Source organism: Pseudoduganella rivuli, assembly GCF_009674485.1.
In the GTDB taxonomy this organism is placed as follows: Bacteria; Pseudomonadota; Gammaproteobacteria; order Burkholderiales; family Burkholderiaceae_D; genus Rugamonas; species Rugamonas rivuli_B.
This window is the reverse complement of the sequence record NZ_WKJJ01000017.1, coordinates 100,927-125,466: the sequence shown is the minus strand read 5'-3', so window position 1 is coordinate 125,466 and position 24,540 is coordinate 100,927. Positions and strand designations below refer to the sequence as shown.

The following is a 24,540-nucleotide window of genomic DNA, read 5'->3' as shown; positions in this document are numbered from 1 at the left end:
CGTCTAACGTGTGAGGACCCGAACATGCAAACTTTAACCCTGCCAGGCAATGGCCGCCGCGCACTGAACTGGCCGCGCGGACTGGTGGTCGTGCTGACCGCCGTCGCGATTTTCCTGCCGCTGTACCTGATTTTTTACCAGAGCTTCCTGTCCGCGCCCTTCTTCATGCCGGACAAGGAAATCAGCCTGGATGCTTACCGCTTCATCTTTGAAGACACCGATTTCACGATGGCGTTCAAGAATGGCGCGCTGCTGGCCACCGGCCTGACCGTCATTGCCGTGCCGCTGGGCGGCGCGCTGGCGTTCCTGATGGTGCGCACGGATTTGCCGGGCCGCGGCTGGATCGCGCCGATGCTGCTGGTGCCGATTTTCGTGTCGCCGATGGTGATGGGCTTTGGTTACGTGGTGGCGATGGGCCCGGTCGGCTTCTATTCGACGTGGGCCAAGGATTTGCTCGGCTTCATCCCGTGGAACATCTATTCGTTCACCAGCATCGTCATCATCGCCGGCCTGACCCACGTGCCGCACGTCTACCTGTACGCCTCGTCCGCGCTGAAAAGCCTGGGCTCCGACGTGGAGGAGGCGGCCCGCGTCGCCGGCGCTTCGCCGCTGCAGGTGATGATGAACGTGTCGCTGCCGATGATCATGCCGGCGCTGTCGTATGCCGGCGTGCTGGTGTTCTTCCTCGGCTTTGAAGTCTTCGGCCTGGTGCTGGTGCTGGGCGACCCGGAAGGCCACCTGGTGCTGGCCACTTACCTGTACAAGCTGACCAACAAGCTGGGCACGCCGTCGTACCACCTGATGGCCGCTGTCGCCGTGTGCCTGGTGATGGTGACCCTGCCGCTGGTGATGCTGCAGCGCCACCTGCTGAAGTCGGCCAACAAATACGTGTCGATCAAGGGCAAGGGCGCACGCACCAAGGCCATGCCACTGGGTAAATGGAAATGGCTGGCTTTCGGCGTGCTGTTCGCCTGGCTGCTGTTCACCATCGTCGTGCCGCTGTCGGGCATCGTGCTGCGCTCGTTCGTGCAGTACTGGGGCGAGGGCGTGAAGCTGGCCGACGTGCTGACGTTGCAGCATTTCCGCGATATTTTCGAGAACCACGGCCTGATGCGCGCCATCCTCAACACGGTGCTGATCGGCGTGATCGGCGGCGGCATGGCGGTGGCCTGCTACAGCGCCATCGCGCTGGCCATGCACCGCAAGCCGGATGGCATCACCCGCCTGCTGGACTACAGCGTGCTGGTGCCGCGCGCCGTGCCGGGCCTGCTGGCCGGCCTGGCGTTCCTGTGGGTGTTCCTGTTCGTGCCTTCGTGGCTGGACGGTTTCTTCAAGGGTTCCGACAACGCGATTGCAATGTGGATGTCCGAACACTTCATTCCCGCGCTGCGTTCCGTGCGTTCGACCATCTTCGCCGTGTGGCTGGCGTATTCGGTGGTGTGGCTGGCCTACGGCATGCGCCTGATTTCCACCGCGCTGCTGCAGGTGGGCCCGGAACTGGAAGAAGCGGCGCGCGCGGTCGGCGCCAAGCGGGGCCAGGTCACGCGCGACGTCACGCTGCCGCTGATCAAATTCGGCCTGATGGGCGCGTGGCTGATGGTGTTCCTGATCTTCGAGCGCGAATACTCGACCGGCGTGTACCTGCTGTCGCCCGGTACGGAAGTGATCGGCGCCATGCTGGTGTCGCTGTGGGCGGGCGGTTCGACCGACCTGGTGGCGGCGCTGTCGTTCATCAATATCACGCTGGTGGCCATCGGCCTGGGTGTCGCGCTGCGCTTTGGCGTCAAGCTGCATAACTAAGGAACAACTACATCATGAAACGAGACATCATGAACACGACCAATGAATTGACTGTCAACGACCTGCACCTGGAATATGGCAGCGGCGCGACCGCCAACCCGATCCTGAAGGGCGTGTCGATGCACCTGCAAAAGGGCGAAGTGGTGGCCCTGCTGGGCCCTTCGGGCAGCGGCAAGACCACCTTGCTGCGCGCCGTGGCGGGCCTGGAAAGTCCGAAGCTGGGCACCATCGCCATTGGCGACCGCGTAGTGTTCGACGGCTCCCGCAACTATGAAATGCCGGCCGAACAGCGCAGCCTGGGCCTGGTGTTCCAGTCGTACGCGCTGTGGCCCCACAAGACGGTGTTCGACAACGTGGCCTATGGCCTGAAGCTGCGCAAGATGGGCGCCACGGAAATCAAGGAACGCGTGATGGAAGTGTTGAAGCAACTGGGCCTGGGACACCTGGCCGAGCGCTTCCCCCACCAGATGTCCGGCGGCCAGCAGCAGCGCGTGGCGATCGCCCGCGCGCTGGTGTACAACCCGCCAGTGATCCTGCTGGACGAGCCGCTGTCCAACCTGGACGCCAAGCTGCGTGAAGAAGCCCGTTCGTTCCTGCGTGAACTGATCGTGCGCCTGGGCTTGTCGGCGCTGATGGTGACGCACGACCAGGGCGAAGCGATGGCGATTTCCGACCGCATCCTGCTGCTCAATAACGGCAAGATCGAACAGCAGGGCAATCCGCAAAGCATGTATGAAACGCCGAACACGCTGTTCACGGCGGAATTCATGGGCAGTAACAACCGCTTGCCGGCCAAGGTGGTGGGCCGCGACGGCAGCGCCGTCACCCTGGACGTCAACGGTGTGCTTCTGCAGGCGACGGCGCGCGGCAAGGGCGAAGCGGAACCGGCCACCGTGATCCGCGTGGAGGAAGTCGTGGTGCGCGCGGAAAGTACGCCGAACGCGGTGCCGCTGCCGCTGATCACGTGCATGTACCTGGGCGACCGCTGGGAATGCATCTTTGGCGATGCGTCCGGCCAGATGCACTTGCGCGCATATTCGAAGTACAAGCTCGATGCGGGCACGTACTGGCTGCACATGCCGGCGGACCGGTTGTGGGTGTTCTGATTTACGATCCGTTTTCCCCTGGCGGTTTCAGCAGACGCACCGTGAGGTAAGCCAGCCCCGCCACGCCGGCCAGCAGCACGCCCCACAGCAGCGTGTGGTCGGACAGCGTGGCCACGGTGCCGGGGATGGATTTGCCCGGCGCCGCAATCGGCTTGCCGGGCGCCAGCGTCGTGTTTGCCAACGGCGCATGGCCCGCAGCGGCAACCGTGGCCGGCGGGCTGGCGACGGCCGAGGTCACGGTTTGCCGCGCCGCGCCGGCCTCCGCCTGCGGCAGCGCGCGCAATTCCCTCTCCGAGTAGCCGGGTGCGACATGACCCAGGTCATGTTCCATCATCGGCGCCCCGGCGCGCCCAAACGCCAGCGTGTACGGGCCATTGCCGTTGGCGAGGAACAGCAGCGTCGCCGGAGTCCACGACAGTTGCAGTTTGGGCGCCTGCGACAGCGGCAGGGCCGCATATTGCGGGCTGTATGGCCGCACCACCCATTGCGCCAGTTGCGTTGCCGGCATGGGCAGGCCGCCAGAGCGCCGGCGCCTGCCATCCTGCGTGATGTCGTAAAACGTGGCGCTGGCGACCGGCACGAACGGATCGGCAGGCAACGCGGCTGGCTGCGCCGGGGGATCGTCATACCGGTAGGGCTGATGGCGGTGCAAATGTCCGTGTAAATGTCCGCGCAAATGGTGATGATGCCGCCGCTGCGGCACGGGAGCTTCGGCTGCCGCCGCGGGCGCGAGTGTGGTATCGCGGTAGCTGCCCAGCATGGCCGCATACACGGCATTGGGCGTGGCGAATTGCATGCCGGCCCGCTCGGCCGGGATGCCGATGCCCGCCGCATATACCAGGTCGCCCGGCACGCGGCCCGCCACCGGTGTCAGCTCGGCATGGTCCATGGCCGGCGCGCTTTGCCGCTGGCTGACGGACAGCGCCGTGATGCCGGCAAACAGGGCGGGTGTGCCGTTGCGCCACGTCAGGCGCGCATAGCGGAATTGCGACGGCTCGAACGCCAGCACGTCGCACGCGAGGATGGCGCCATCGGTGGCGGACAGCCATTGCAAGTCCGCCGCGCCCAGCGGCCGCCAGTCGCGCAGATCGTCGCTGGCTTCCAGCCACACTTGCGCCGTGTAGGTGGCGTTGCCCTTGGGTGGCGCAAAGCGCAGCGCCGTCACGGTGGGCGGCGTGGCGCGGCTGGACACGCCCAGGTCCAGCACCAGTGTCTCCAGCGCCGGCGCTTGCGCCGATGACGGTGTGCGCGTTGCCGGGCCGCCGCCGGTGACGGACAGCAGCCGCCCGTCGCTGTCGGTGCGCAGCTCCAGCTTGAAGTCGCCCTGCAATGCCGAGGTGGATACCGATGGCGGCGCGCCCGGCTGACGGTACAGCGGGAAGATGCGCAGCGGCAGTTCACGGGCATCCGTGTACGTGTCGGTGGGCGGATGGCGCAGCGCATAGGGCACCGGCAGGCCGCGCCGGTCGAACAGGCGGATGTCCGCCAGCCGGGCCGATTGCGCGTGCAGGTACACGGCCGGCGGCAGCCGCAACGCGTGGACGCCATTGTCGTCCGCCGCCGTGACGGGGAGCGACCACGCGTAGGCGGCCGGGGTATCCGGCACGGCCGCGCCGCCGGCCAATGCGGGCCATGGCGCGCACAGCACCGCGCAAGCGCAGGCAAGGATGACGCTGCGCTTCATGCGGCACCATTGCCAGTGGCGTTGTCCATGCCGCCGCGCCGTGGCAGCGGCGCCGCATACCCGATCGCCACCATCAGCAAGCCGACGCCGATAAACGCCATGATGGTGGCAAAATCCGTGCGGCTGTGCAGGTCCACCAGGAACAGCTTGGCCACCACGGCCAGCAGCAGGACTGCGCCCACACCCCACTGGCGGGGACGGATGCGCACGGCGGCATGCCGCATCAGCGCCAGCGCCGTACCGCTCCACGCCAGCGACAGCGTGGCTTGCGTGACCTGGGATGCCAGCAGATCGTCCAGTGTGTAGGGGACGCCCAGGTAGTGCGACACGCTGCGCAGCAGCATCAGGTTCAGCCACAGCCACGCGCCGGCCGCCCCGGCCAGCTGCATGCGGCGGGCCCAGCGGGCTTTCACTTCCGGATCCGCCGCGCGCCAGTAAGCGATGGCCAGCAGCGCGGCAAAACCGGTGGTCAGGTCCAGCGGATTCAGCACCGGCACATACGGCAGCGGCGCCATGCTGCCGTCGGAAGTGAAGTTCCACGCGACGGCCACCAGCAGCGACCAGCCAACCGCCATGCGCAAGGTGATGCGGCGGTGCCACAGCGTCAGCGGATGCAGCGGCCAGGCGTCGCGCGCGGCGCGGTGCAACAGCCATGCCGTGGCGGCCATCGTGCCCCATGCGGGCAGATAAAGGCGCCATTCGTCTCCCAGCCCGGTCATGCCGGACAGGTAGACCCGCAGCGCGGGCCAGATCATCAGCAGCGGCATGGCCACCAGTTGCAGGTGCAGCATGGTCGATATCGTGCCTTGCGCGATCCAGCCGCTGCGGCGCCACAAGGCCAGTGCGTTACCTGCCGCCACCCACGCCATCACGCCGGCGGCGCACAGCGCCGCATCGGGCAATTCGTCGAACAGGTATAGCCAGAGCAGCGCCGCGCCGCCGGCAAACAGTTGCGCGCCAAACGCGGGCACCGACAGCCACGCCAGTTGGGGCCACGCGCGGCGCTGCGCCACCAGCAAGGCCACGGTCGCCAGCGCCGCCACCAGCATCAGGTACAGCGACCAGCTGAATGGCAAGGTTTCAAACGGGATCTTTACAGCGGCCACGCCGCTGCCCCATGCCGCCAGCGCGGGCAGGGCGACGACAAACCAGGCGACGCCGGAAAAAGCCAGCATCGCGCCATTGCCGGGCGCGTCCGGATCAGCCGCATGGCGGCGTTCGCACACCACTGACAGGCTGATGGCCAGCATCAGCGCGGCGGGGATCGCACTGTCGACGAACGAGCCGGTGTTGCGGGCCCAATCCAGGTTGGTCAGCAGGATAAAGGCCGCGCTGGCGAGCACCAGCGCCACCTGCGCCAGCCAGCCGGCGGTACGCCATTGCCAGTGCAGGCAAATCCCGTACAGCAGCGCCGCGATAGCAATGGTACTGGCGACCAGCCAATTCAATTCCGCGTAGGCATCCAACTGCACCGTCACTTCCGTCCAGGCCCCGGACAGCAGCCATACGGCGGCAATTGGCAACAGCAATTCCGCCAGGTTCCGGCCCGTCTCCACGGAGAACGGTTTCAGCGTCTGTTCGTCCGCCGTGCGGAATTGCAGCGCGGTGAATAATGCCGCAACGGCCAGGATGGCAAAGCCGATCGACATGTGGCTTTGCGCGATGGTCTTCTCGGTCATTACGCTGACGGCGCGCAGGAACGATACCCACGATGCCAGTTGCACCAGCAAGCCGAAGCACCATGCCAGCGTGCGGCGCTGGCGCAGGCCGGTCCAGATCACGCCTGCGCCTTCCAGCGCCCACGCGGCGGACATCCAGCGGTCGTCCACACCATACGGTATCGCCAGCGTGGCCGACACGATGCCCAGCGCCATGAATGCTTCGCCCAGCAGGCGGCAATGTTCTCCCATGCGGCGCATGACGAAAATGGCCAGGCACAGGTACAGTACGCCGAGCGCCAGCGCGGAATACGCCATGCCGAATGGCATGTCCTGCACCAGCCCGTATTGCAAGCCCATGGCCGCCAGCGGTGCGCCGAACACCAGCGTGCCGTCCACATAGTGCGTCAGGCGCGGCGCCTGCTGCCGCGCGTAAAACATGGCGACGGCAATGTACATCAGCAGGAACAGGATCAGGAAGCCTTGCGACGTCAGGTAATGCGCGGGCTGGTAATTGAGCACGCCCCACGACGTGGCCAGCACGAACGTGCACAGGAAACCCAGGACATTGAGTACCCGCCACGATTTCAGCGCGGCCATGACGATGATGCCCGCGTTGAGTATCGCGCACCACGTGAACAGCGCCACGTGGTTGCCGCTGCCGTCCGACATCAGCACCGGCGTGGCGAAGCCGCCGATGATGCCGAACACGGCCAGCCACACGGAGTCTTGCAGCACCGCCAGCAGGCACGTGAAGCCGACGAAGATCGCCAGCAGCGCGATGGCCGTGGCGTCCGGGATCAAGTGGTAATTCTTCGAGGCGGCGAAGGTGGTCAGCATCAGCAGCGACAATGCCGTGCCTTGCACGGGCAGGCTGATGCCGGGCCGCGCCAGGCGGATGCGCCAGCCCCACGCCAGCAGCGCCAGGGCGCCGGCCGCCACGCCGGCGGCCTGGTATTCGATGCGGACCACATAATTTCCGGCCAGGTATTTCAGCAGGAAGCACAATCCCATGAACAGGATCAGCAAGCCCAGTTTGGCCACCACATTGCCGCCGAATACCCACTCGCGCAGCCGTTCATTGAAATCCACCGGCGGCGGATGAACGCCGCCGGCGCCGTTGTTGAAAGTGGGCTGCGTATTGCCTTGTTCCATGATGGGTCCTTTCCAGGAGGGGAAAACTTCAGCGAACGACGAATTGACTGGCGCCGGGATCCGCGCGGCGCACGAAGCGCACCACGGCATCGACGGTGACGGTATCGATGCGGCCCGCCATGCGCTGGTCGAACGGGTGGTCATCGAATGCCACGTTGGCGCGGAACATGCGGGCGCCCAGGCGGGTGAGGGCGGGAATATGCACGGTAATGGGCGTGAAGCCCGCGGACTTCAGCCATGCCTGCGCTTCATTGCGGTTTTCCACCTGGCCCGGTTCGGCGCCCGCCGCCGCCAGGGTTTCCAGCACCCACTGGTTGGAATTCTGGTAACGCGTGCCGTACGCATACGCCAGCATGTTGTACTGCGGCTGGTGCAGGCGGCGCGGCGTGCCGGTGGCCAGCACTCGCACGAGGCGCTGCTGCACGGTGTCGGACGGGATGACGATTTGCGCCTCGTACAGGAACATGTCGTCGAGGAAGAAGTTGCCCAGTCCCTCGTCGTACAGGCCGGAACTGGCGGTGCCGCAGCCATTCAATTCATGCACGACCAGCCAGCGTCCCTTCGGATGGTCGCGCCAGACGAACGCCATGTGCGAATAGCGCAAGCCGTAGGCCGACAAATCCTGCCCGGCGCGCGCCACCAGCGCCACCTGCGCGCCGCTGGCGTCGAGCGCTTCGCGCGTGCGCAGCGCCAGGTCCATCGCCTGCACCACGTTGCGCGGTTCCAGCGGACGGTCTTCGCAACTGGCGCCTGCGTGCGCCGTGGCCATGGCGCCGGCCAGCATGCAGGCCAGCACGGCGCCGGCTATCAGGTTCCGGGCGCGCACGTTACGCCCCGACACGGCTGTGATGCAGCAGCGATTTGCCGGTCTCGTTCGGGATGAACGCCAGCACCTTGCCCGACATGATCAGCAGATGGCCGGTCGACGTGGCGGTCACCGTCACGGCTTTGCCGATTGCGTCGGACATGCCGGCGGCGGCCGCCCCGCTCAGTTCGACGGATGCCTCGACGCCGGTGGAAGCGCCTTTCAGCACCACCACCACGCCTTCGGCCACGGTTTCCACGCTGGCCACCACCACATAGCCGGAGGCGGCGATGGCGGACATCGATCCCAGCACGACAATGCCGGCCGCGGCCGACAGCGCTTCCGATGCGTTCGACAGTTGCGAACCGCTGTTGGGCGCCGCTTGCATGGCGGCGGCGTGGGCTGGCGAAGTGGATAAAGCGGTGCAGCACAGCAACGATATCAAGACAGGCAAGCGTTTCATGGCATCGATCTCCGGTGGTGAAAGTGCCTGCATCATTGTCTTAAAGTACATGCCCCGCAATGAATATGCTACCGGTTACACAGATGATATGATCGGTATCAAATTTCGATACCCGATTAGGGAAAACTGGCACCATGTCCCATACCAGCCTCATGATTGATGCACTGAAACGGCAACTGAAGGCGAAGGCCATCACGTATGCCGAATTGGGCAAGCGCATTGGTTTGTCCGAACCCAGCGTCAAGCGCATGTTTGCGCAGCGCAGTTTTACGCTGGAGCGGCTGGAGCAGGTGCTGGACGTGGTCGGCATGGATTTCGCGGAACTGGCGCAGGCGGCCACCGACGCGCCCCAGCTGATTTCCCAGTTGACCTATGCGCAGGAAGAGGAAATCATCGGCGACACGAAATTGCTGGTGGTGGCGGTGGCGGCGCTGAACCAGATCCCCGTCGACGAAATCGCGGCGGTGTACCGGATCAGCGTGGCGGAGACCGTGAAGTATTTGCTGCGGCTGGACCGCATCGGTTTCTTGACCCTGTTGCCGAACAACCGGGTCAAGCTGCTGGTGTCGAGGACGTTCAGCTGGATACCGAATGGCCCGATCCAGACGTGGTTCCGGCAAGAGGCATCCGGTGACTACCTCGATACGCGCTTTGCCGGCAGCCACGAGCTGATGCGCCTGGTCAGCGTCATGCTGTCGCCCCGTTCCACCAGGGCGCTGCTGGAACGCTTGAAGCAGGTGGCCGATGAATTTTCGCAGCAGCACCAGGACGATGCGCGGCTGCCGTATGACCAGCGGCACTCGATCACGTTCCTGCTGGCGGCCAGGCCGTGGATGCCGGAAGCGTTCAAAGCATTAATGCGGTAGAACATCCTGCGGTGTATATTTCGACAATTACCCTAATCAAACCAACGAGATTATGAGCAAACCGAGCCAGTTCGCATTGATGTCCCAGCGGCGCTTCGCCCCGTTTTTCTGGGTGCAGTTCTTCGGCGCTTTCAATGACAACCTGTTCAAGACGGCCCTGGTCGTGGCGCTGGGTTTCGATGCCGCCAGCTGGACCACGATGTCCGCCTCCACCATCACCAACCTGATTCCCGGCCTGTTCATCCTGCCATACGTGGTGTTTTCCGCCACCGCAGGCCAGATCGCCGACAAGTTTGAAAAGGCCGGCCTGTCGCGCCTCGTCAAATGGCTGGAAGTGGCGATCATGGCGATGACCGGCATCGGCTGGATGACGCATACCTTGTGGCTGCTGATCCTCGGCGTGGTCGGCATGGGCGTGCATTCGACCTTGTTCGGTCCCGTCAAATATGCGTACCTGCCGCAGCAGTTGAAGCCGGAAGAACTGATGGGCGGCAATGGCATGATCGAGATGGGCACTTTTGTCGGCATCCTGCTGGGCCAGGTGCTGGGTGCGGTGCTGGTGGCGACACCCGGCATCGGCCTGCAACTGGTGGCGGCCGGCACGCTGGTGACGGCCGTGATCGGCCTGCTGGCCAGCTATGGCGTGCCGAACACGCCGGCGCCGGCGCCGGGCCTGAAGATCAACTGGAATTTCGTCACGGAGTCGGTGCGCAACATCCGCCATTCGGCCGGCAACCGCACCGTGTTCCTGTCGATGCTGGGCAACTCGTGGTTCTGGTTTTACGGCGCGGTGGTGCTGGCGCAATTCCCCGTGTATGCCAAGGATTACCTGCATGGCGACTCCAGCGTCTTCGTGCTGTTGCTGACGGTGTTTTCGCTGGGTGTCGGCACCGGTTCGCTGCTGTGCGAGCGCCTGTCCGGCCACAAGGTGGAAATCGGCCTGGTGCCGTTCGGCGCGATCGGCATGACGGTCTTTGGCGCCGACCTGTATTTTTCCAGCGTCGGCTACACCAACGCGGCGGCCGTCGTGTGGAACACCTTCATCCAGCAAGACAGCGCGCTGCACATCCTGTTTGACGTGGTGATGATCGGCGTGTTCGGCGGCTTCTTCATCGTGCCCCTGTTTGCGCTGATCCAGACCCGCTGCGATCCCGAGCACCTGTCGCGCACCATCGCCGGGATGAATATCCTGAACGCGCTGTTCATGGTGGCCGCCACCGGCGTGGCAATCGTGCTGCTGGGACAGGGCTTCACGATTCCCCAGCTGTTCCTGGCCACGGCGCTGATGAATGCCGTGGTGGCGATTTACATTTTCTCGCTGGTGCCGGAATTCCTGATGCGCTTCCTGGCGTGGATGCTGATCCACACCATCCACCGCGTGAAGACCGTCGATGCCGACCGCATTCCGGAAAGCGGCCCGGCGGTATTGGTGTGCAACCACGTCAGCTATGTCGATGCGATCGTGATCGGCGCCGCCAGCCCGCGCCCGATCCGCTTCGTGATGGATCACCGCATCTTCAAAATGCCGCTGCTGGGCTGGATTTTCCGCACCGCGAAAGCCATCCCGATCGCGCCGGCCAAGGAAGACCCGTGGCTGATGGAAAAGGCGTTCGTCGATATCGCGCAGGCGCTGCACGAGGGCGACCTGGTCTGCATTTTCCCCGAAGGCAAACTGACGTCCACCGGCGAACTGAATGAATTCAAGGGCGGCATCGCCAAGATCGTCGAGCGCAGCAAGGTGCCGGTGATCCCGATGGCGCTGCGCGGCCTGTGGGGGCATTTGCTGAGCCGCAGCCAGGACAATGTGTTTGAACGCGCGTTCCGCAAGGGTTGGCGCTCCAGCCTGGCGCTGGCCGTGGGCCAGCCGGTTGAACCGCACGACGTGACGCCGGAATTGCTGCGCACGCAGGTGGCGCAGTTGCGGGGCGACTGGAAGTGACGGTGCGGTAGTTACGCGTCGGCCCTGGCGATGCGTTCCGCGGCAAGGCGCAGCAATTCGTTGATGTCCACGGGCTTCGTCAGGTGGCAGTCGAAGCCCGCATCGAGCGCCCGCCGTCGTGCTTCATTCTGTCCCCATCCCGTCAGCGCCACCATCACCATGTGTTCCGCACCCGGATGCTGTCGCATCAGGCGCGCCGCTTCGTAACCATCCATGCCGGGCATGCCGAGGTCCATGATGACCAGGTCCGGCGGCAGCCGCTGGGCGGCGGCAACCGCCATGTAGCCGTCATACGCCAGTTCGACGTCATATTTCTCCATCTCGAACAGTGCCGCCAGCGACTCGGCCGCATCGCGGTTGTCGTCCACCACGAGTACCTTGGGCCGGGCGCCGGATGCATCCACCTCGCGGGGGCAGGCGGCCGGCGCCAGCGCCAGCGCTTGTTCCGGCAGCGGCAAGCGGATCACGAATTCGCTGCCCTGTCCCGGACCAGCGCTGAACGCTTCCACCGTGCCGCCGTGCATGTGCGCGAACTGGCGCGCCAGCGACAAGCCGATACCCAGGCCGCTGGACATCTGGCCGCTGACGGTGCGGCTTTGCTCGAACAGGTTGAAGATTTTCGGGATCGCGTCCGCATCGAGGCCGATGCCGGTGTCGCGGATACTGACGCAGATCGTCGCCGGAACGCCCGGCGCGCCATCTTCCTTCCATGCCCGTACACCGACCTGGCCGCCCTGCGGCGTGAACTTGATGGCGTTGGACAGGATGTTCGAATAAATCTGGACCACGCGCGAATAATCGACGTCCATGATGATCGCATCGGTGGGCAAGTCCTGGTCCAGGTGGATGCGCTTTGAAATGGCGGACTGCATGCATAGTTCGATCACGTGGCGCATGATTTCGCTGAACTTGAAGGTATTGCGCTGCAACTGGATCTTGCCGCTGGTGATGCGGGCCACGTCCAGCAAATCGTCGACGAGACGGGTCAGGTGCACCACCTGCCGTTCCACCACTTCCTTGATGCGGACCGCCGGCTCCGATTGCGGGAATAAATGGGTGAGCAAGGTGGCCGACGTGCGGATCGGGGCCAGCGGATTGCGCAATTCGTGGCCCAGGCTGGCGAGGAATTCATCCTTGCGCTGATTGCTTTCCCGTACCTGGTATTGCTTTTCCCGCCCCCGCAACAGCGCCTGCACGGCGGTAATCAAGGTCACGGTGCGCACCGGCCGCTCCAGCAACGTCAGGTTGCCCAGGCTGGCGACGGCACGCCGCACCAGCAGCGAATCGCCGCCTTTTTGCGCCAGCAACAGGATCGGCAAATCCGACCAGTTGGGCTGGTGCGTGACGAAGTCGCTGAGCACGCGGAAACCACTGGCCGACAGCGCTTCCTCCACCGTCACGACGGCGCCCACGCCCAGTTGCAACTGTTCGCGCAAATCCGCCACCGTGGCGCAAATGAACGAGGGTATGTACGCCATGGCCAGCACTTTTTCCGTCAGCGCGGCGTTCTGGCCGCCGGGGGCATAGATCAGGATGCGCTTTTCCATGGCCTCTCGCTAAGGGTTGTTGTCCGGCGGGGCAACCAGTGTCGGCACGCCGGTCAGCACGCCGTGAAAGCCGCTGAGCACCGCGCCGACGCGCGGACCCTGTGCGGTAATGCAAAAGCGCCGCAACGTGCGTTCATGGGTGCTGCCGCGTTTCTTGAAGATCGAGATCGCTTGCCGGACTTCGCCCGCCGTTTCGAAGTAGCGCAACATGACGACGTTGTCGGCGATGTAGCTCGCGTCGGCCGAGGAAGTCATGCTGCCGCCGATCAGGCCCGCCTGCACGCCCACCACGATGGTGACGACGCCGCGCTGGCCCAGGTACGTCAGCAATTCGTGCAGGTGCGTACCCATGAAACGTTCGTCCGGTACCGCATTCATGTAGCCATTGAGGCTGTCGATGACGATGACGCGCGCCCCCCGGTCGGCCGCGTCGACCACGGCCTGGCTGAACTGGCCGGGCGTGAGTTCGGCGGGATCGACTTGCTGTACCACCAGCAAGCCTGATTCAATCGCATCGTTCAAGCCCAGTTGCATGCCATCGCAGCGGTTCAGCATGTTGTTGCGCGACTCCTCGAACAGGAACATGGCGCAGCGTTCCCCGCGCTTGACGGCGGCGGCGACGCATTGCGCGGCCACGGTGGATTTCCCCGCGCCGGCTGGACCGGCCACCAGCGTGCTGGTGCCTTCCTCGATTCCGCCGCCCAGCATGGTGTCCAGTTCCGCCAGGCCGGTCGACAATTGATGGTGCATCTTGCGCACGCGGGTATCGGCCGCCACCAGCCGCGGATAGACGCGCAGGCCGCCATGCACGATGCGGTAATCGTGGGCGCCGCCGCGGAACGCGATGCCCCGGTATTTGACGATGCGCAGGTGGCGCCGGTCATTGCCGTAAGCCTGGTCGGCCACGCTCAGTGTAATGACACCGTGCGCCACGCTGCGCACCTGCAAATCCGTGTTCAGCGCCGTGCGGTCGTCCAGGAAGATGGTGGTGCAATTGCGGCTGACCAGATATTGCTTGAGCGCGAGCACCTGGCGCCGGTAGCGCAGCGCGCTTTCCGCCAGCAACTGCAACTCGGACAGCGAATCCAGCACGGCGCGGGTCGGCTGGTATTTTTCAATGGCGGCCAGGATGCGCTGCGTGGTGGTGCCCAGTTCGATTTCCGACGGGTGGAAGATCGAGTATTGCTGGCTGGGGTCGAGCGCATTCTGGTCGGTGATGATTTCTTCCACGTGGATGCCGCTCAAGTCCCAGCCATGCGAGGCGGCGACGGCGGCCAGTTCCGCCGAGGATTCCGCCAGCGTGATGTACAGCACGGATTCGCCCAGGCGCACGCCTTCCGTGAGGAATTGCAGGGCCAATGTGGTCTTGCCGGTGCCCGGTTCGCCTTCCACCAGGTACAGCCGGTCGCGGGTGAATCCACCGGACAAAATCGTATCCAGGCCGGGCACGCCGGAAGACAGGAAGCGTCCGGATTCGCTGTTTTGTTCCATGATCGTTCATTCAGGAATTGTGTCTTTCCGATAATACAGCAACTGTAAAAAGGGCTATGTCCGATTCAGTTTGTCTAAAAAATGTACTTAATTATCATGAGCTTGTAGCGTTTTACTACATATATGTGGTTACAAAACCATCGGTTATTCCGGGCCTGCGATTCTTACAATATGGGCTTCCGGACAACTGGGGAATCCACCACCATGACACACCTGATCAAGACTGCCGCCGCTGTTTCCACCCTGGCCCTGCTGGCCGCCTGCGGCGGTGACAACCATGCCATGCCGCCCCAGGGCGCGCTGCCGCCCGTATTGAAAGCCGTGCAAATCACGGCGGACTTCAACCAGGGCATCGACGGCTGGAAAGGCGATTCCAGCGACTATTCGGACGCCGACAAGCCGGAAAACCTCGTGTTCGAACAGCGCGCATTGAGCGCGCCGCTGTCCGGCAAAGGCTATTACGTGGCCGGCACCAACCGCAGCGACGACTTGTTCCTGTATGTGAAAAAACAATTCGGCGGTTTCGTGCCGTCGGCCAGCTACAAGGTGACCTTCACCGTGAAGTTCGCCACCGACGTGCCGACCGGCTGCATGGGCGTGGGCGGTTCGCCCGGCGAATCCGTGTGGGTGGTGGGCGCCGCATCGGATATCGAACCGAAATCCGTCATCAACAATGGCCGCAATGAATTGAACATCGACCGCGGCAACCAGGGCGGCGGCGGCAAGGCAGGGCAGGTGCTGGGCACCATCGGCAACAGCGTGCCCGATTGCGGCAAGGCGGTGTTCGAATCGAAGACCCTCAAGAGCAAGGAAGCGCTGACCGTGAAGGCCGATGCGGAAGGCAAGCTGTGGCTGGTGGTCGGCATCGATTCCGGCTTTGAATCCGCCTCGCACCTGACGTTCCAGTCGGTGGTGCTGGACGCCGAACCGGTGAAATAACGCCTGTAATACCCGTTCAGCAGGGACGACCGTTCCCTTACCCGTGGCCGGTCCCGACCACGGCTTCGACCCGCCGGGCAACCGGCGGGTTTTTTTTTCACCCGTGCCAGATTGATATTGGTTTAAGGAAACGTTAACTTGACTTACTTAGAATGATCGTTCATTCTATAAATGAGAAATAACCCGAAAGTCATTAACATGAAACCTCATTCATTGATCCTGTTGGCTGCCGCCACCCTGGCCGCCGGCTGCAATCCATCCACGGCTGGAGCACCGGCGCCGAAAGCGCCGGTGCCCGAAGTGGCTGTGCATACGGTGACGCCACAAGCCGTCACCGTCGCAACGGAATTACCGGGCCGTACCAGCGCCTATCAGGTGGCCGAGGTGCGGCCGCAAGTGGGCGGCCTGATCCGCCAGCGCCTGTTCACCGAAGGGGCGGACGTGAAAGCGGGCGCCCCGCTGTACCAGATCGATGCCGCCACCTATCAGGCCGCATTCAATTCCGCGAAAGCCGCGCTGGCCAAGGCCAGGGCCAACCTCGCCGCCGCCACGCCGAAAGTGGCCCGCTACAAGGAACTGGTGGCGATCGAAGGCGTCAGCCGCCAGGACTATGACGACGCCGTCGCTGCCGCCGGGCAGGCGCAGGCGGAAGTGGAAGCGGCCAATGCCGCGCTGGAATCGGCCCGCATCAATCTCGATTACACGAAAGTCGCCTCGCCGATCAGCGGCCGCATCGGCCGCTCGTCCGTCACGCAAGGTGCGCTGGTGACGGCCAGCCAGGCCACGGCGCTGGCCACCGTGCAGCAACTGGATCCGATCTATGTCGACGTGACCCAGTCCGGCGCCGATGTATTGCGCCTGAAGCGCGACGTGGAAGCGGGCAGCCTGAAGCAGGGCGGCCAGGCGAAAGTCACGCTGATCCTGCCGGACGGCAGCCGATACGCGCAGGAAGGCAAGCTGCAATTTGCCGACGCCAGCGTCGACCCGGGCACCGGCAACGTGGTGCTGCGCGCGCTGTTCCCGAATCCGAAACACGATTTATTACCCGGCATGTTCGTGCGCGCCGTGGTGGAAAGCGGCGTCGATGCGCAGGCGATCCTGGTGCCGCAGCAGGGCGTGACGCGCAACCCGAAAGGCGAAGCGACGGCGCTGGTGCTGAACCGCGACAACAAGGTCGAACAGCGCGTGCTGACCACGGGCGCCGCCATCGGCAGCCAGTGGCAAGTGAAGTCCGGGCTGGCGGCGGGCGACCGCGTGATCATCGACGGCCTGCAAAAGGTCAGGCCGGGCGCTACCGCCATTGTTGCGCAAGGTGCGCCGGCAGCCGCGGCGGCAACGCAGGCACAGGCAACGCAATCCGGCGCCGGCAACAACGGCCGCACGGCGCGTTAAGGAGCCGCCATGGCACGCTTCTTCATCAACCGGCCCATCTTTTCATGGGTGATCGCCATTGTCATCATGCTGGCCGGCGCGATCGCGATCCTGCGCCTGCCGGTGTCTCAATACCCCAGCATTGCACCGCCCGCGATCACCATCAGCGGCAGCTATCCCGGCGCGTCCGCGAAAACCGTGGAAGACGCGGTCACGCAAGTCATCGAGCAAAAAATGAAAGGCATCGATGGCTTGCGCTACATGGGTTCCAGCAGCGACGGCACGGGCGGCATCAGTATCACGCTGACGTTCGCCAACGGCGTCAATCCCGATATCGCGCAAGTGCAGGTGCAGAACAAACTGCAGCTGGCCACGCCGCTGTTGCCCGCCGCCGTCACGCAGCAAGGGCTGGTGGTGTCGAAGTCCACCAAGAACTTCCTGATGGTGCTGGGCTTCGTGTCGGAAAACGGCACGATGACGCAGGCGGACCTGGGCGACTACGTCGCGGCCAATGTCATCGATCCGCTGTCGCGGGTGGCCGGCGTGGGCGACGTGACGCTGTTTGGTTCGCAGTACGCGATGCGCATCTGGCTCGACCCCGCCAAGCTGCAAAGCTACCAGTTGACGCCAGCCGACGTGTCGGCTGCCATCACGGCGCAAAACGCGGAAGTATCGGCCGGTGAACTGGGTGGCGCGCCTGCCGTGCCGGGCCAGCAATTGAATGCGACGGTGTCTGCGCAAAGCCGGCTGCAAACGCCGGAACAATTCGGCGCGATCCTGCTGAAGACGAGCACCAACGGCGCCACCGTGCACTTGCGCGATGTGGCCCGCATGGAACTGGGCAGTGAAAACTACAACACGGTGGCGCGCTTCAACGGCCACGCGGCAACCGGTGTCGCCATCAAGCTGGCGACCGGCGCCAATGCGCTCGATACGGCGCAAGCGATCCGTTACAAGATCGATCAATTGAGTAAACAATTCCCGGCCGGCATGAAGGCCGAAGTCGCGTTCGACACCACCCCGTTCGTCAAGCTGTCGATCGAGGAAGTGGTGAAGACGCTGCTGGAAGCCGTGGTGCTGGTGTTCCTCGTGATGTATCTGTTCCTGCAAAATTTCCGCGCCACCCTGATTCCCACGATGGCGGTGCCGGTGGTCTTGCTGGGCACCTTCGGTGTGCTGTCCGCGCTGGGTTATTCCATCAATACGCTCACCATGTTCGCCATGGTGCTGGCGATCGGCCTGCTGGTCGATGACGCCATCGTCGTGGTGGAAAACGTCGAGCGCGTGATGACGGAAGAGCGCCTGTCGCCGAAAGACGCCACGTTGAAATCCATGGGCCAGATCACGGGCGCGCTGGTGGGCATTGCGCTGGTGCTGTCGGCCGTGTTCGTGCCGATGGCGTTCTTTGGCGGCTCCACCGGCGTGATTTACCGCCAGTTCGCCGTCACCATCGTGGCGGCCATGGCCTTATCGGTGCTGGTGGCCATGGTGTTTACGCCGGCCCTGTGCGCCACGTTCCTCAAGCCTGGCCACCACGCGCCAGCCACTGGATTCTTTGGCTGGTTCAACCGCACGTTCGAGCGGGGCAGCAGCCGTTACCAGGGCTGGGTCGGCGCCATGCTGCGCCGTGGCGGCCGCTCGATGGCTCTGTATGCGGTGCTGGTGGCGGTGCTGGCCGTGCTGTTCGCGCGCCTGCCATCGTCGTTCCTGCCGGAAGAAGACCAGGGCGTGCTGTTCGCGCAAGTGCAATTGCCGGCCGGCGCCACGCAGCAGCGCACATTGAAAGTCATCGAACAGGTCGAGCAGCACTTCCTGGAGGGCGAAAAGGCCAACGTGGCGTCGATCTTCACGGTGGCGGGCTTCAGCTTTGGCGGCAATGGCCAGAATACGGGCATTGCGTTCGTGCGCCTGAAGGACTGGGCGGAACGTCCCGGCGCGGCCAACCGCGCCAAGGCCGTGGCGGGCCGCGCCATGGGCGCGTTTGCGACAATCCGCGATGCGATGGTGTTTGCCTTCACGCCGCCGGCCGTGCTGGAACTGGGCAATGCGGGTGGCTGGGACATGCAGCTGCAAGACCAGGGCGGCGTGGGCCATGACAAGCTGATGGCGGCCCGCAACCAGTTGCTGGGCATGGCGTCGAAAAGCCCGCTGCTGGTGGGCGTGCGCCCGAACGGCCAGGACGATACGCCGCAATACAAGATCACCATCGACCAGCAGCGCGCCGGTGCTCTGGGGCTGTCGGTGGCGGACGTGAACCGCGTGCTGTCGACCGGCTGGGGCAGCGCCTACGTCAATGACTTTGTCGACCGTGGCCGTGTGAAGAAAGTGTTCATGCAGGGCCAGCCGGATTCGCGCATGGCGCCGGAAGATTTAAATAAATGGTTTGTCCGCAATGCGCAGGGCGAGATGGTGCCGTTTTCCGCGTTCGCCAGCGGCCAGTGGGTGTATGCGTCGCCGCGTCTGGAGCGCTACAACGGCGCGCCGTCCGTCGAAGTGCTGGGCATGCCCGCGCCGGGCGTCAGTTCCGGCGCCGCCATGGCGGAAATGGAAAAGCTGGCTGGCCAGCTGCCGCCCGGCATCGGCTTCGAATGGACCGGCTTGTCGATGGAAGAACTCGACTCGGGTTCGCAGACGCCGGTGCTGTACACGCTGTCCATCCTGATGGTGTTCCTGTGTCTGGCCGCGCTGTATGAAAGCTGGTCGGTGCCGTTTTCCGTGCTGCTGGTGGTGCCGCTGGGCGTGATCGGCACCGTGCTGGCGACGTGGGGTTTCAGGTTGTCGAACGACGTGTACTTCCAGGTGGGCTTGCTGACGGTGGTCGGCCTGGCTGCCAAGAATGCGATTTTGATCGTGGAATTCGCCAAGGAATTGCAGGAGCAGGGCATGGCGCTGAAGGACGCGACGTTGCAGGCGGTGCGCTTGCGCCTGCGGCCGATCTTGATGACGTCGATCGCGTTCGGCCTCGGCGTGCTGCCGCTGGCGCTGTCCAGCGGCGCCGGCTCCGGCAGCCAGAACGCGATTGGCGTCGGCGTGCTGGGCGGCATGCTGACGGCGACGTTCCTGGGTATTTTCTTTGTGCCGGTGTTCTTTGTGCTGGTGCGCGGGCTGTTTGCCAAACGCGCCGCCAAAGCGGGCTTACCCGCACCGGAAGGAGTGTGATGATGAAACGAAGCTTGATTTCCCTGGCCGCGCTGGCGCTGCTGTCCGCGTGCAGCCTGGCGCCGGTCTATGAACGCCCGGCCGCGCCGGTGACCGCCGCATGGCCGCAGGGCGATGCCTACCAGCCGGCGCCGGTCGCGGCCGGCGCGGCAGCGGCCCATGACATCGCGTGGCGCGATTACTTTGCCGACGAGCGGCTGCGCGGCGTGATTGCGCTGGCGCTGGCCAACAACCGCGACTTGCGCGTGTCGGCGCTGAACATGGACAAGGCGCGTGCGCAATACGGCATCGAGCGCGCGGCGCAAGTGCCGTCCGTGTCCGCATCCGGCGGGCAGAACGCGCAGCACGCCAACGGCAACACGAACCGCCAGTACTCGGCCAATATCAATGTGGCCTATGAACTGGATTTCTTTGGTAAGGTGCGCAGCCTGTCGGAAGCGGCGTTGCAGCAATACCTGGGCACGGAAGAGGCGCGCCGCGCGCAGCAGATTGCGCTGGTGGCGGACGTGGCGAACGCGTGGCTGGCATTGCAGGCCGACCGCGAACGGTTGCGTCTCGCGGCCGATACCCTGAAAAGCCAGCAAATCACTTATGAGCTGAGCAAGCGCCGCTTCGAAGCGGGCGCCACGTCCGGCCTCGACATGCACGAAGCGCAGACCAGTGTGGAAGCGGCGCGCAACGATATGGCCGTGTACACGGCCCAGGTGGCGGCCGATGAAAATGCGCTGACGTTGCTGGCGGGGGCGCCGGTGCCGACGCAGTTGATGGGAGCGCCCACTGCGAGCGGCGGCGCGGCAGGCGTTCCGGCTGGCGCGCTTGCCCCCGATGCTGCCGGTTCGCCGGTGATGGCAACCGCGCTGGCTGGACCGGATTTGCTGGCCGGCGTGGCGGCAGTGAAGGAATTGCCGGCGGGCGTGCCATCGGAAGTGCTGGCCCGCCGTCCGGACGTGCTGGCGGCGGAACGCACGTTGCAGGCGGCGAACGCCAATATCGGCGCGGCGCGCGCGGCGTTCTTCCCCAGCATTTCACTGACGGCGGCGGCAGGCGCGGCCAGCGGCGATCTGTCGTCGCTGTTCAGGGCGGGGGCGGGGACATGGAGTTTCATGCCGTCCGTGCGCTTGCCGATCTTTGACGGCGGCGCCAACCGCGCCACGCTGGGTGTGGCGCAGGCGGATCGCGATATCGCGCTGGCGCGCTATGAGAAATCCGTGCAGTCGGCATTCCGCGAAGTGGCCGACGCGCTGGCGCAGCGCGGCACGCTCGGCGAGCGGCTGGCATCGCAGGCCGCGCTGGTCGATGCGGCGCAAAAAAGCTTCCGCATCCATGAAGCGCGCTACAGCAAGGGCAGCGAATCGTACCTGAACGCGCTGGTGTCGCAGCGCGCGCTGTACGGAGCGCAGCAGGCGATGATCACCGCGCGCCTGGCCAGCGCATCGAACCAGGTGACGCTGTACAAGGTGCTGGGCGGCGGTGCGCAGTAAGGACGCTTATATCGCTTATGCGGGCTTCCATTCCAGCGCCGCGTGGCCGCCAACGATTCCCATGAACAGGAAATCGCAGCGCTGGCACAGCCGCTGGCATGGATTGCCCAGCGTGACATGCAGCCGCACGGGCAATCCCAGCCGTTCTCCATGCGCCTGCAAGCCGCGCAGCAAGCCTTTGCCGATACCGCGCCGGCGGAATTCCGGCAGCAGGCTCAGGTCGACCAGCCGTACCTCGTGTTCGGTGTAATGCACGTACAGGCATCCTACGGGCCGGTCATGTTCAACGATAATGGTGACGTCCGCGCCGGGGAAGCGGCGGCCCCAGTCGGTTTGCCGGGCCAGGAACTGGACGTGCACCAGCAGGGCTTCGGCTTCGGCGTCGCAGGCGCGCAAGCGGGATGGCGGGCGGGTGCTGGCATACAGCTGGTGCAGGAAGGGCTGGTCGGCCGGCGTGGCCTGTCGCAGCTCTATGATGGGGGCGGCGGCTGGTGCGGTCTTGGCGATCATCTGGGTTGCCTCCTCGCGTGAAACATATTGTTTTTATGATATCTCAAAACCGCGTAAGGGACTTGCCGAAATTGACAAAACGTGCCGCCTTGTCCACAGTACAGGCACGAAAGGGCACTCTTGCATGAGTAACAACGAAAAAAGACACAACGACCCTGAGCGCGCGCAAGTGCGCCGCCAACAGGTGCTCGATGCGGCCGCCATCTGTTTTAAACGCAGTGGGTTCCACGGCGCCAGCATGTCTGAAATCTCGAAAGCCGCCGGCATGAGCGCCGGCCATATCTATAACTACTTCGACAGCAAGGATGCCATCATCGCGGCCTTTGTCGAGCAGAATGTTGAACGCGTCTCCGCCATCCTGCGTGACCTTGAACAGCGCGCCGATCCTTTGATGGGGCTGGTCGACGATGCGGAAAGCAGCGTGGCGGACCATGTGGATTCGGACCGCATCGCGTTGCAGCTGGAAATCTGGGCCGAAGCGTCGCGCAATCCCGCGATTGCCGCCGTGGTGCGCGATGCCGACCTGCGCTCGCGCACGTACTTCCGCAATGTCCTGAAGACCGCCCGCGAGCGGCACCAGCTCGACGCCAGCGACGACACGCTCGATGGCTTGATGGAAGCGGTGATTGCCATATTCCATGGCTTGCACGTGCGGGCCATCCACAACCCCGACGCCGGCCGCCCGGCCATCGTCGCGTCGGTCCGCAACGCGTTGCGGGCCATGCTGTTTTCCTGAACGAGGATCGATCATGAGTTCCAGCTATGTTTTCCCGGTCCGCCACGTGGTCGGCTTGCCGGTCGCCGGCAGCGATGCGCAATTCCCCGTGCGCCGCGTGTATTGCGTGGGCCGTAATTACGCGGGCCACGCGCGTGAAATGGGTTCCGACCCGGACCGCGAACCGCCATTCTTCTTTTGCAAACCCGGCGACGACGCCGCCATCGTGCCCGCCAAACCGGGCGCCGTGACGGAACTGCCATATCCGCCGCAAACCAGCAATTACCATTACGAGTGCGAACTGGTGGTGGCGATCGGCAAGGGCGGGCGCGACATCCCGGTCGAACAGGCGCGCCAGCATATCTATGGCTATGCGGTGGGCTTCGACATGACGCGGCGCGACTTGCAGGGACAAATGAAAGACGCTGGCCGCCCGTGGGAAGTGGGCAAGGCGTTCGATTATTCCGCGCCGATCGGCCTGATCCACCGCGCGGAAGAGGTGCCGGGCATCGAGCAGGCATCGATCGCGCTGTCGGTCGATGGCCAGGTGCGCCAGTCCAGCAGCATCGGCCACCTGATCTGGTCGCTGTCGGAAACCATCGCCAACCTGTCGACCTTGTGGGAATTGCAGCCGGGCGACCTGGTGTTCAGCGGTACGCCGGAAGGTGTGGGCGCCGTGCAGCGGGGCCAGACGCTGGTCGGTGAAATCGCCGGATTGACGCCGCTGGTGGTGAAGATCGTCTGACGATCATCTGACGTTATTGCGGGCGCTTCAGCAGCGCATCGATCGCCTGCAACCCCGCCAGCGCACCCAGCGCTATGCCGCAATCGCGCGCATCGGCCACGTCCGGTTCGCGCGGATTGATGCGCACCATGCGCCCGCCGCAGTCGTGCACCACGCGCTGGCCGAAATGCCGCACCGACGGTATCGCCGTGCCCGCGCCCAGTTCCACCACGACGGGCCGGCGCGCATGGGCCAGCCAGCGCAGCAGCCTACCCTGCTGCGCTTCCGAGCGCTGTTCCAGCCACTCCCAGTCGCCAAACATCAGGATATTCGGCCGCGCCAGCCCGCCGCAATGGGGGCAGCGCGGCGCGTCGTTCGTCATGCGGCAGGCCTCCGCATCGACTTGCGGCGCGAAGGCGTCGGCAGTCCAGATGTCGTGCGTGCACGGTTCCATGCATTGCAAATGGTGGATCGAACCATGGCACTCGGCGATGCGCTGCGGATCGAATCCGGCCGCCTGGAACTGGCCATCGACATTGCTGGTGAAGACGCCCAGCCCGTGAACCATGTTGCCACCCCAGGCGCGCAGCAGCGCAAAGCCCGCGTGGGGCACGGTGGCGCGGTACAGCGCCAGGCGGTGGCCATAAAAGCCCCAGGCCAGCTGCGGATCGGTGCGGAAAGTGCGGGGCGCGGCCACGCTGGTGAACGCCATCTTCGCCCGGCCCAGCGCGGGATACGCGTTCCAGAACCCTTCATTGCCGCGAAAATCCGGCAAGCCGGAATCGACGCCCATGCCGGCGCCGGCGGTGACCAGCAGGGCGTCGGCATCGGCGATCAATTCGGCGGCGCGGGCGAGGGCGGCGGTGGTCATGGCGGTGCTCCTTTCATGCTGTAATGGGCCTGGTTTCTGCAAGAGAATTTTGCCGGAAAACTTGCCGTTCCCATTACATTTTTTCAGACGCCTGCTATAATGCGCCAGTCGTCGGGGCGTAGCGCAGCCTGGTAGCGTACTTGCATGGGGTGCAAGGGGTCGGAAGTTCGAATCTTCTCGCCCCGACCAATGGATTCAACGAGTTAGGCCAACCTTTGGGTTGGCCTTTTTCGTATGTGGTGCAGTTGGTAAGAAA

18 protein-coding genes and 1 tRNA gene are annotated in these 24,540 nt (G+C 64.6%); 11 read left to right on the top strand and 8 right to left on the bottom strand.

Features of this window, described 5'->3' with window-relative positions:
• Positions 1–24 precede the first annotated feature (24 nt).
• Together GJ700_RS24865 and GJ700_RS24860 are read left to right on the top strand one after the other, a co-directional pair.
• On the top strand, positions 25–1,800 hold the full coding sequence (locus tag GJ700_RS24865; RefSeq protein ID WP_154379008.1) for an ABC transporter permease: 1,776 nt from the start codon (positions 25–27) through the stop codon (positions 1,798–1,800).
• 14 nt (positions 1,801–1,814) lie between these two features.
• Complete coding sequence (locus GJ700_RS24860) at positions 1,815–2,906, top strand: ABC transporter ATP-binding protein (protein ID WP_229507231.1); 1,092 nt, start codon at positions 1,815–1,817, stop codon at positions 2,904–2,906.
• Position 2,907: 1 nt separating this feature from the next.
• Here the strand turns inward: GJ700_RS24860 and GJ700_RS24855 are convergent, their stop codons facing one another.
• The 4 genes from GJ700_RS24855 to GJ700_RS24840 are packed head-to-tail and all read right to left on the bottom strand — an operon-like array spanning position 2,908 to position 8,671.
• The gene (locus GJ700_RS24855) at positions 2,908–4,590 is read right to left on the bottom strand and encodes a DUF3999 family protein (RefSeq protein WP_154379005.1); all 1,683 of its coding nucleotides are present in this window, start codon (positions 4,588–4,590) and stop codon (positions 2,908–2,910) included.
• The gene (locus GJ700_RS24850; RefSeq protein ID WP_195764009.1) at positions 4,587–7,403 is read right to left on the bottom strand and encodes a DUF2339 domain-containing protein; all 2,817 of its coding nucleotides are present in this window, start codon (positions 7,401–7,403) and stop codon (positions 4,587–4,589) included. The genes GJ700_RS24855 and GJ700_RS24850 overlap by 4 nt, the downstream gene beginning before the upstream one ends.
• A 28-nt stretch (positions 7,404–7,431) precedes the next feature.
• Positions 7,432–8,187, bottom strand: coding sequence for a DUF2145 domain-containing protein (locus GJ700_RS24845; protein WP_229507238.1), 756 nt, complete (start codon positions 8,185–8,187; stop codon positions 7,432–7,434).
• A 43-nt stretch (positions 8,188–8,230) separates the two neighbouring features.
• The gene (locus GJ700_RS24840; RefSeq protein WP_154379001.1) at positions 8,231–8,671 is read right to left on the bottom strand and encodes a hypothetical protein; all 441 of its coding nucleotides are present in this window, start codon (positions 8,669–8,671) and stop codon (positions 8,231–8,233) included.
• 134 nt (positions 8,672–8,805) lie between these two features.
• Here GJ700_RS24840 and GJ700_RS24835 point away from each other — a divergent pair, with 134 nt between their 5' ends.
• Both GJ700_RS24835 and GJ700_RS24830 read left to right on the top strand, forming a co-directional pair.
• Complete coding sequence (locus GJ700_RS24835) at positions 8,806–9,537, top strand: helix-turn-helix domain-containing protein (protein ID WP_154378999.1); 732 nt, start codon at positions 8,806–8,808, stop codon at positions 9,535–9,537.
• A 52-nt stretch (positions 9,538–9,589) separates the two neighbouring features.
• Entirely contained in the window at positions 9,590–11,476 is a 1,887-nt protein-coding gene (locus tag GJ700_RS24830) for an MFS transporter (protein ID WP_154378997.1), read from the top strand.
• Positions 11,477–11,487: 11 nt separating this feature from the next.
• On the opposite strand, the gene GJ700_RS24825 is transcribed toward GJ700_RS24830, so the two are convergent.
• Positions 11,488–13,023: a hybrid sensor histidine kinase/response regulator gene (locus GJ700_RS24825; RefSeq protein ID WP_154378995.1), complete on the bottom strand. Its 1,536-nt coding sequence runs from the start codon at positions 13,021–13,023 to the stop codon at positions 11,488–11,490.
• A gap of 9 nt (positions 13,024–13,032) precedes the next feature.
• Positions 13,033–14,514: an ATPase domain-containing protein gene (locus GJ700_RS24820; RefSeq protein WP_154378993.1), complete on the bottom strand. Its 1,482-nt coding sequence runs from the start codon at positions 14,512–14,514 to the stop codon at positions 13,033–13,035.
• A gap of 204 nt (positions 14,515–14,718) precedes the next feature.
• Between GJ700_RS24820 and GJ700_RS24815 the strand changes: the two genes are divergently transcribed.
• The 4 genes from GJ700_RS24815 to GJ700_RS24800 all read left to right on the top strand — a co-directional run bounded on the left by GJ700_RS24815 (position 14,719) and on the right by GJ700_RS24800 (position 21,464).
• Positions 14,719–15,453, top strand: coding sequence for a hypothetical protein (locus GJ700_RS24815; RefSeq protein ID WP_229507230.1), 735 nt, complete (start codon positions 14,719–14,721; stop codon positions 15,451–15,453).
• A 198-nt stretch (positions 15,454–15,651) separates the two neighbouring features.
• Positions 15,652–16,845 (top strand): efflux RND transporter periplasmic adaptor subunit, encoded by a 1,194-nt coding sequence (locus GJ700_RS24810; RefSeq protein ID WP_154378991.1) that lies wholly within the window; start codon positions 15,652–15,654, stop codon positions 16,843–16,845.
• Positions 16,846–16,854: 9 nt separating this feature from the next.
• Complete coding sequence (locus GJ700_RS24805; protein WP_154378989.1) at positions 16,855–19,983, top strand: efflux RND transporter permease subunit; 3,129 nt, start codon at positions 16,855–16,857, stop codon at positions 19,981–19,983.
• Positions 19,983–21,464 carry a TolC family protein gene (locus tag GJ700_RS24800; RefSeq protein WP_308700716.1) on the top strand — a complete coding sequence of 494 codons (1,482 nt, stop codon included), beginning with the start codon at positions 19,983–19,985 and terminating at the stop codon, positions 21,462–21,464. Before GJ700_RS24805 ends, GJ700_RS24800 begins: the two co-directional genes overlap by 1 nt.
• A 15-nt stretch (positions 21,465–21,479) precedes the next feature.
• On the opposite strand, the gene GJ700_RS24795 is transcribed toward GJ700_RS24800, so the two are convergent.
• Positions 21,480–21,974, bottom strand: a complete 495-nt coding sequence (locus GJ700_RS24795) for a GNAT family N-acetyltransferase (RefSeq protein WP_154378987.1) — start codon at positions 21,972–21,974, stop codon at positions 21,480–21,482.
• A gap of 124 nt (positions 21,975–22,098) precedes the next feature.
• Here GJ700_RS24795 and GJ700_RS24790 point away from each other — a divergent pair, with 124 nt between their 5' ends.
• On the top strand, positions 22,099–22,710 hold the full coding sequence (locus GJ700_RS24790; protein ID WP_154378985.1) for a TetR/AcrR family transcriptional regulator: 612 nt from the start codon (positions 22,099–22,101) through the stop codon (positions 22,708–22,710).
• A gap of 13 nt (positions 22,711–22,723) precedes the next feature.
• Positions 22,724–23,434 carry a fumarylacetoacetate hydrolase family protein gene (locus GJ700_RS24785; protein WP_154378983.1) on the top strand — a complete coding sequence of 237 codons (711 nt, stop codon included), beginning with the start codon at positions 22,724–22,726 and terminating at the stop codon, positions 23,432–23,434.
• Positions 23,435–23,447: 13 nt separating this feature from the next.
• Here GJ700_RS24785 and GJ700_RS24780 read toward each other — a convergent pair whose 3' ends face one another.
• Positions 23,448–24,284, bottom strand: a complete 837-nt coding sequence (locus tag GJ700_RS24780; protein ID WP_154378981.1) for an SIR2 family NAD-dependent protein deacylase — start codon at positions 24,282–24,284, stop codon at positions 23,448–23,450.
• A 112-nt stretch (positions 24,285–24,396) separates the two neighbouring features.
• Here GJ700_RS24780 and GJ700_RS24775 point away from each other — a divergent pair.
• A tRNA-Pro gene (locus GJ700_RS24775) sits at positions 24,397–24,473 on the top strand.
• Positions 24,474–24,540 lie beyond the last annotated feature (67 nt).

Bases quoted from the DNA above. Each gene is read 5' to 3' on its own strand.
- GJ700_RS24865 (WP_154379008.1), top strand. From the start codon at position 25: ATGCAAACTTTAACCCTGCCAGGCAATGGCCGCCGCGCACTGAACTGG.
- GJ700_RS24860 (WP_229507231.1), top strand. From the start codon at position 1,815: ATGAAACGAGACATCATGAACACGACCAATGAATTGACTGTCAACGAC.
- GJ700_RS24855 (WP_154379005.1), bottom strand. From the start codon at position 4,590: ATGAAGCGCAGCGTCATCCTTGCCTGCGCTTGCGCGGTGCTGTGCGCG.
- GJ700_RS24850 (WP_195764009.1), bottom strand. From the start codon at position 7,403: ATGGAACAAGGCAATACGCAGCCCACTTTCAACAACGGCGCCGGCGGC.
- GJ700_RS24845 (WP_229507238.1), bottom strand. From the start codon at position 8,187: ATGCTGGCCGGCGCCATGGCCACGGCGCACGCAGGCGCCAGTTGCGAA.
- GJ700_RS24840 (WP_154379001.1), bottom strand. From the start codon at position 8,671: ATGAAACGCTTGCCTGTCTTGATATCGTTGCTGTGCTGCACCGCTTTA.
- GJ700_RS24835 (WP_154378999.1), top strand. From the start codon at position 8,806: ATGTCCCATACCAGCCTCATGATTGATGCACTGAAACGGCAACTGAAG.
- GJ700_RS24830 (WP_154378997.1), top strand. From the start codon at position 9,590: ATGAGCAAACCGAGCCAGTTCGCATTGATGTCCCAGCGGCGCTTCGCC.
- GJ700_RS24825 (WP_154378995.1), bottom strand. From the start codon at position 13,023: ATGGAAAAGCGCATCCTGATCTATGCCCCCGGCGGCCAGAACGCCGCG.
- GJ700_RS24820 (WP_154378993.1), bottom strand. From the start codon at position 14,514: ATGGAACAAAACAGCGAATCCGGACGCTTCCTGTCTTCCGGCGTGCCC.
- GJ700_RS24815 (WP_229507230.1), top strand. From the start codon at position 14,719: ATGACACACCTGATCAAGACTGCCGCCGCTGTTTCCACCCTGGCCCTG.
- GJ700_RS24810 (WP_154378991.1), top strand. From the start codon at position 15,652: ATGAAACCTCATTCATTGATCCTGTTGGCTGCCGCCACCCTGGCCGCC.
- GJ700_RS24805 (WP_154378989.1), top strand. From the start codon at position 16,855: ATGGCACGCTTCTTCATCAACCGGCCCATCTTTTCATGGGTGATCGCC.
- GJ700_RS24800 (WP_308700716.1), top strand. From the start codon at position 19,983: ATGATGAAACGAAGCTTGATTTCCCTGGCCGCGCTGGCGCTGCTGTCC.
- GJ700_RS24795 (WP_154378987.1), bottom strand. From the start codon at position 21,974: ATGATCGCCAAGACCGCACCAGCCGCCGCCCCCATCATAGAGCTGCGA.
- GJ700_RS24790 (WP_154378985.1), top strand. From the start codon at position 22,099: ATGAGTAACAACGAAAAAAGACACAACGACCCTGAGCGCGCGCAAGTG.
- GJ700_RS24785 (WP_154378983.1), top strand. From the start codon at position 22,724: ATGAGTTCCAGCTATGTTTTCCCGGTCCGCCACGTGGTCGGCTTGCCG.
- GJ700_RS24780 (WP_154378981.1), bottom strand. From the start codon at position 24,284: ATGACCACCGCCGCCCTCGCCCGCGCCGCCGAATTGATCGCCGATGCC.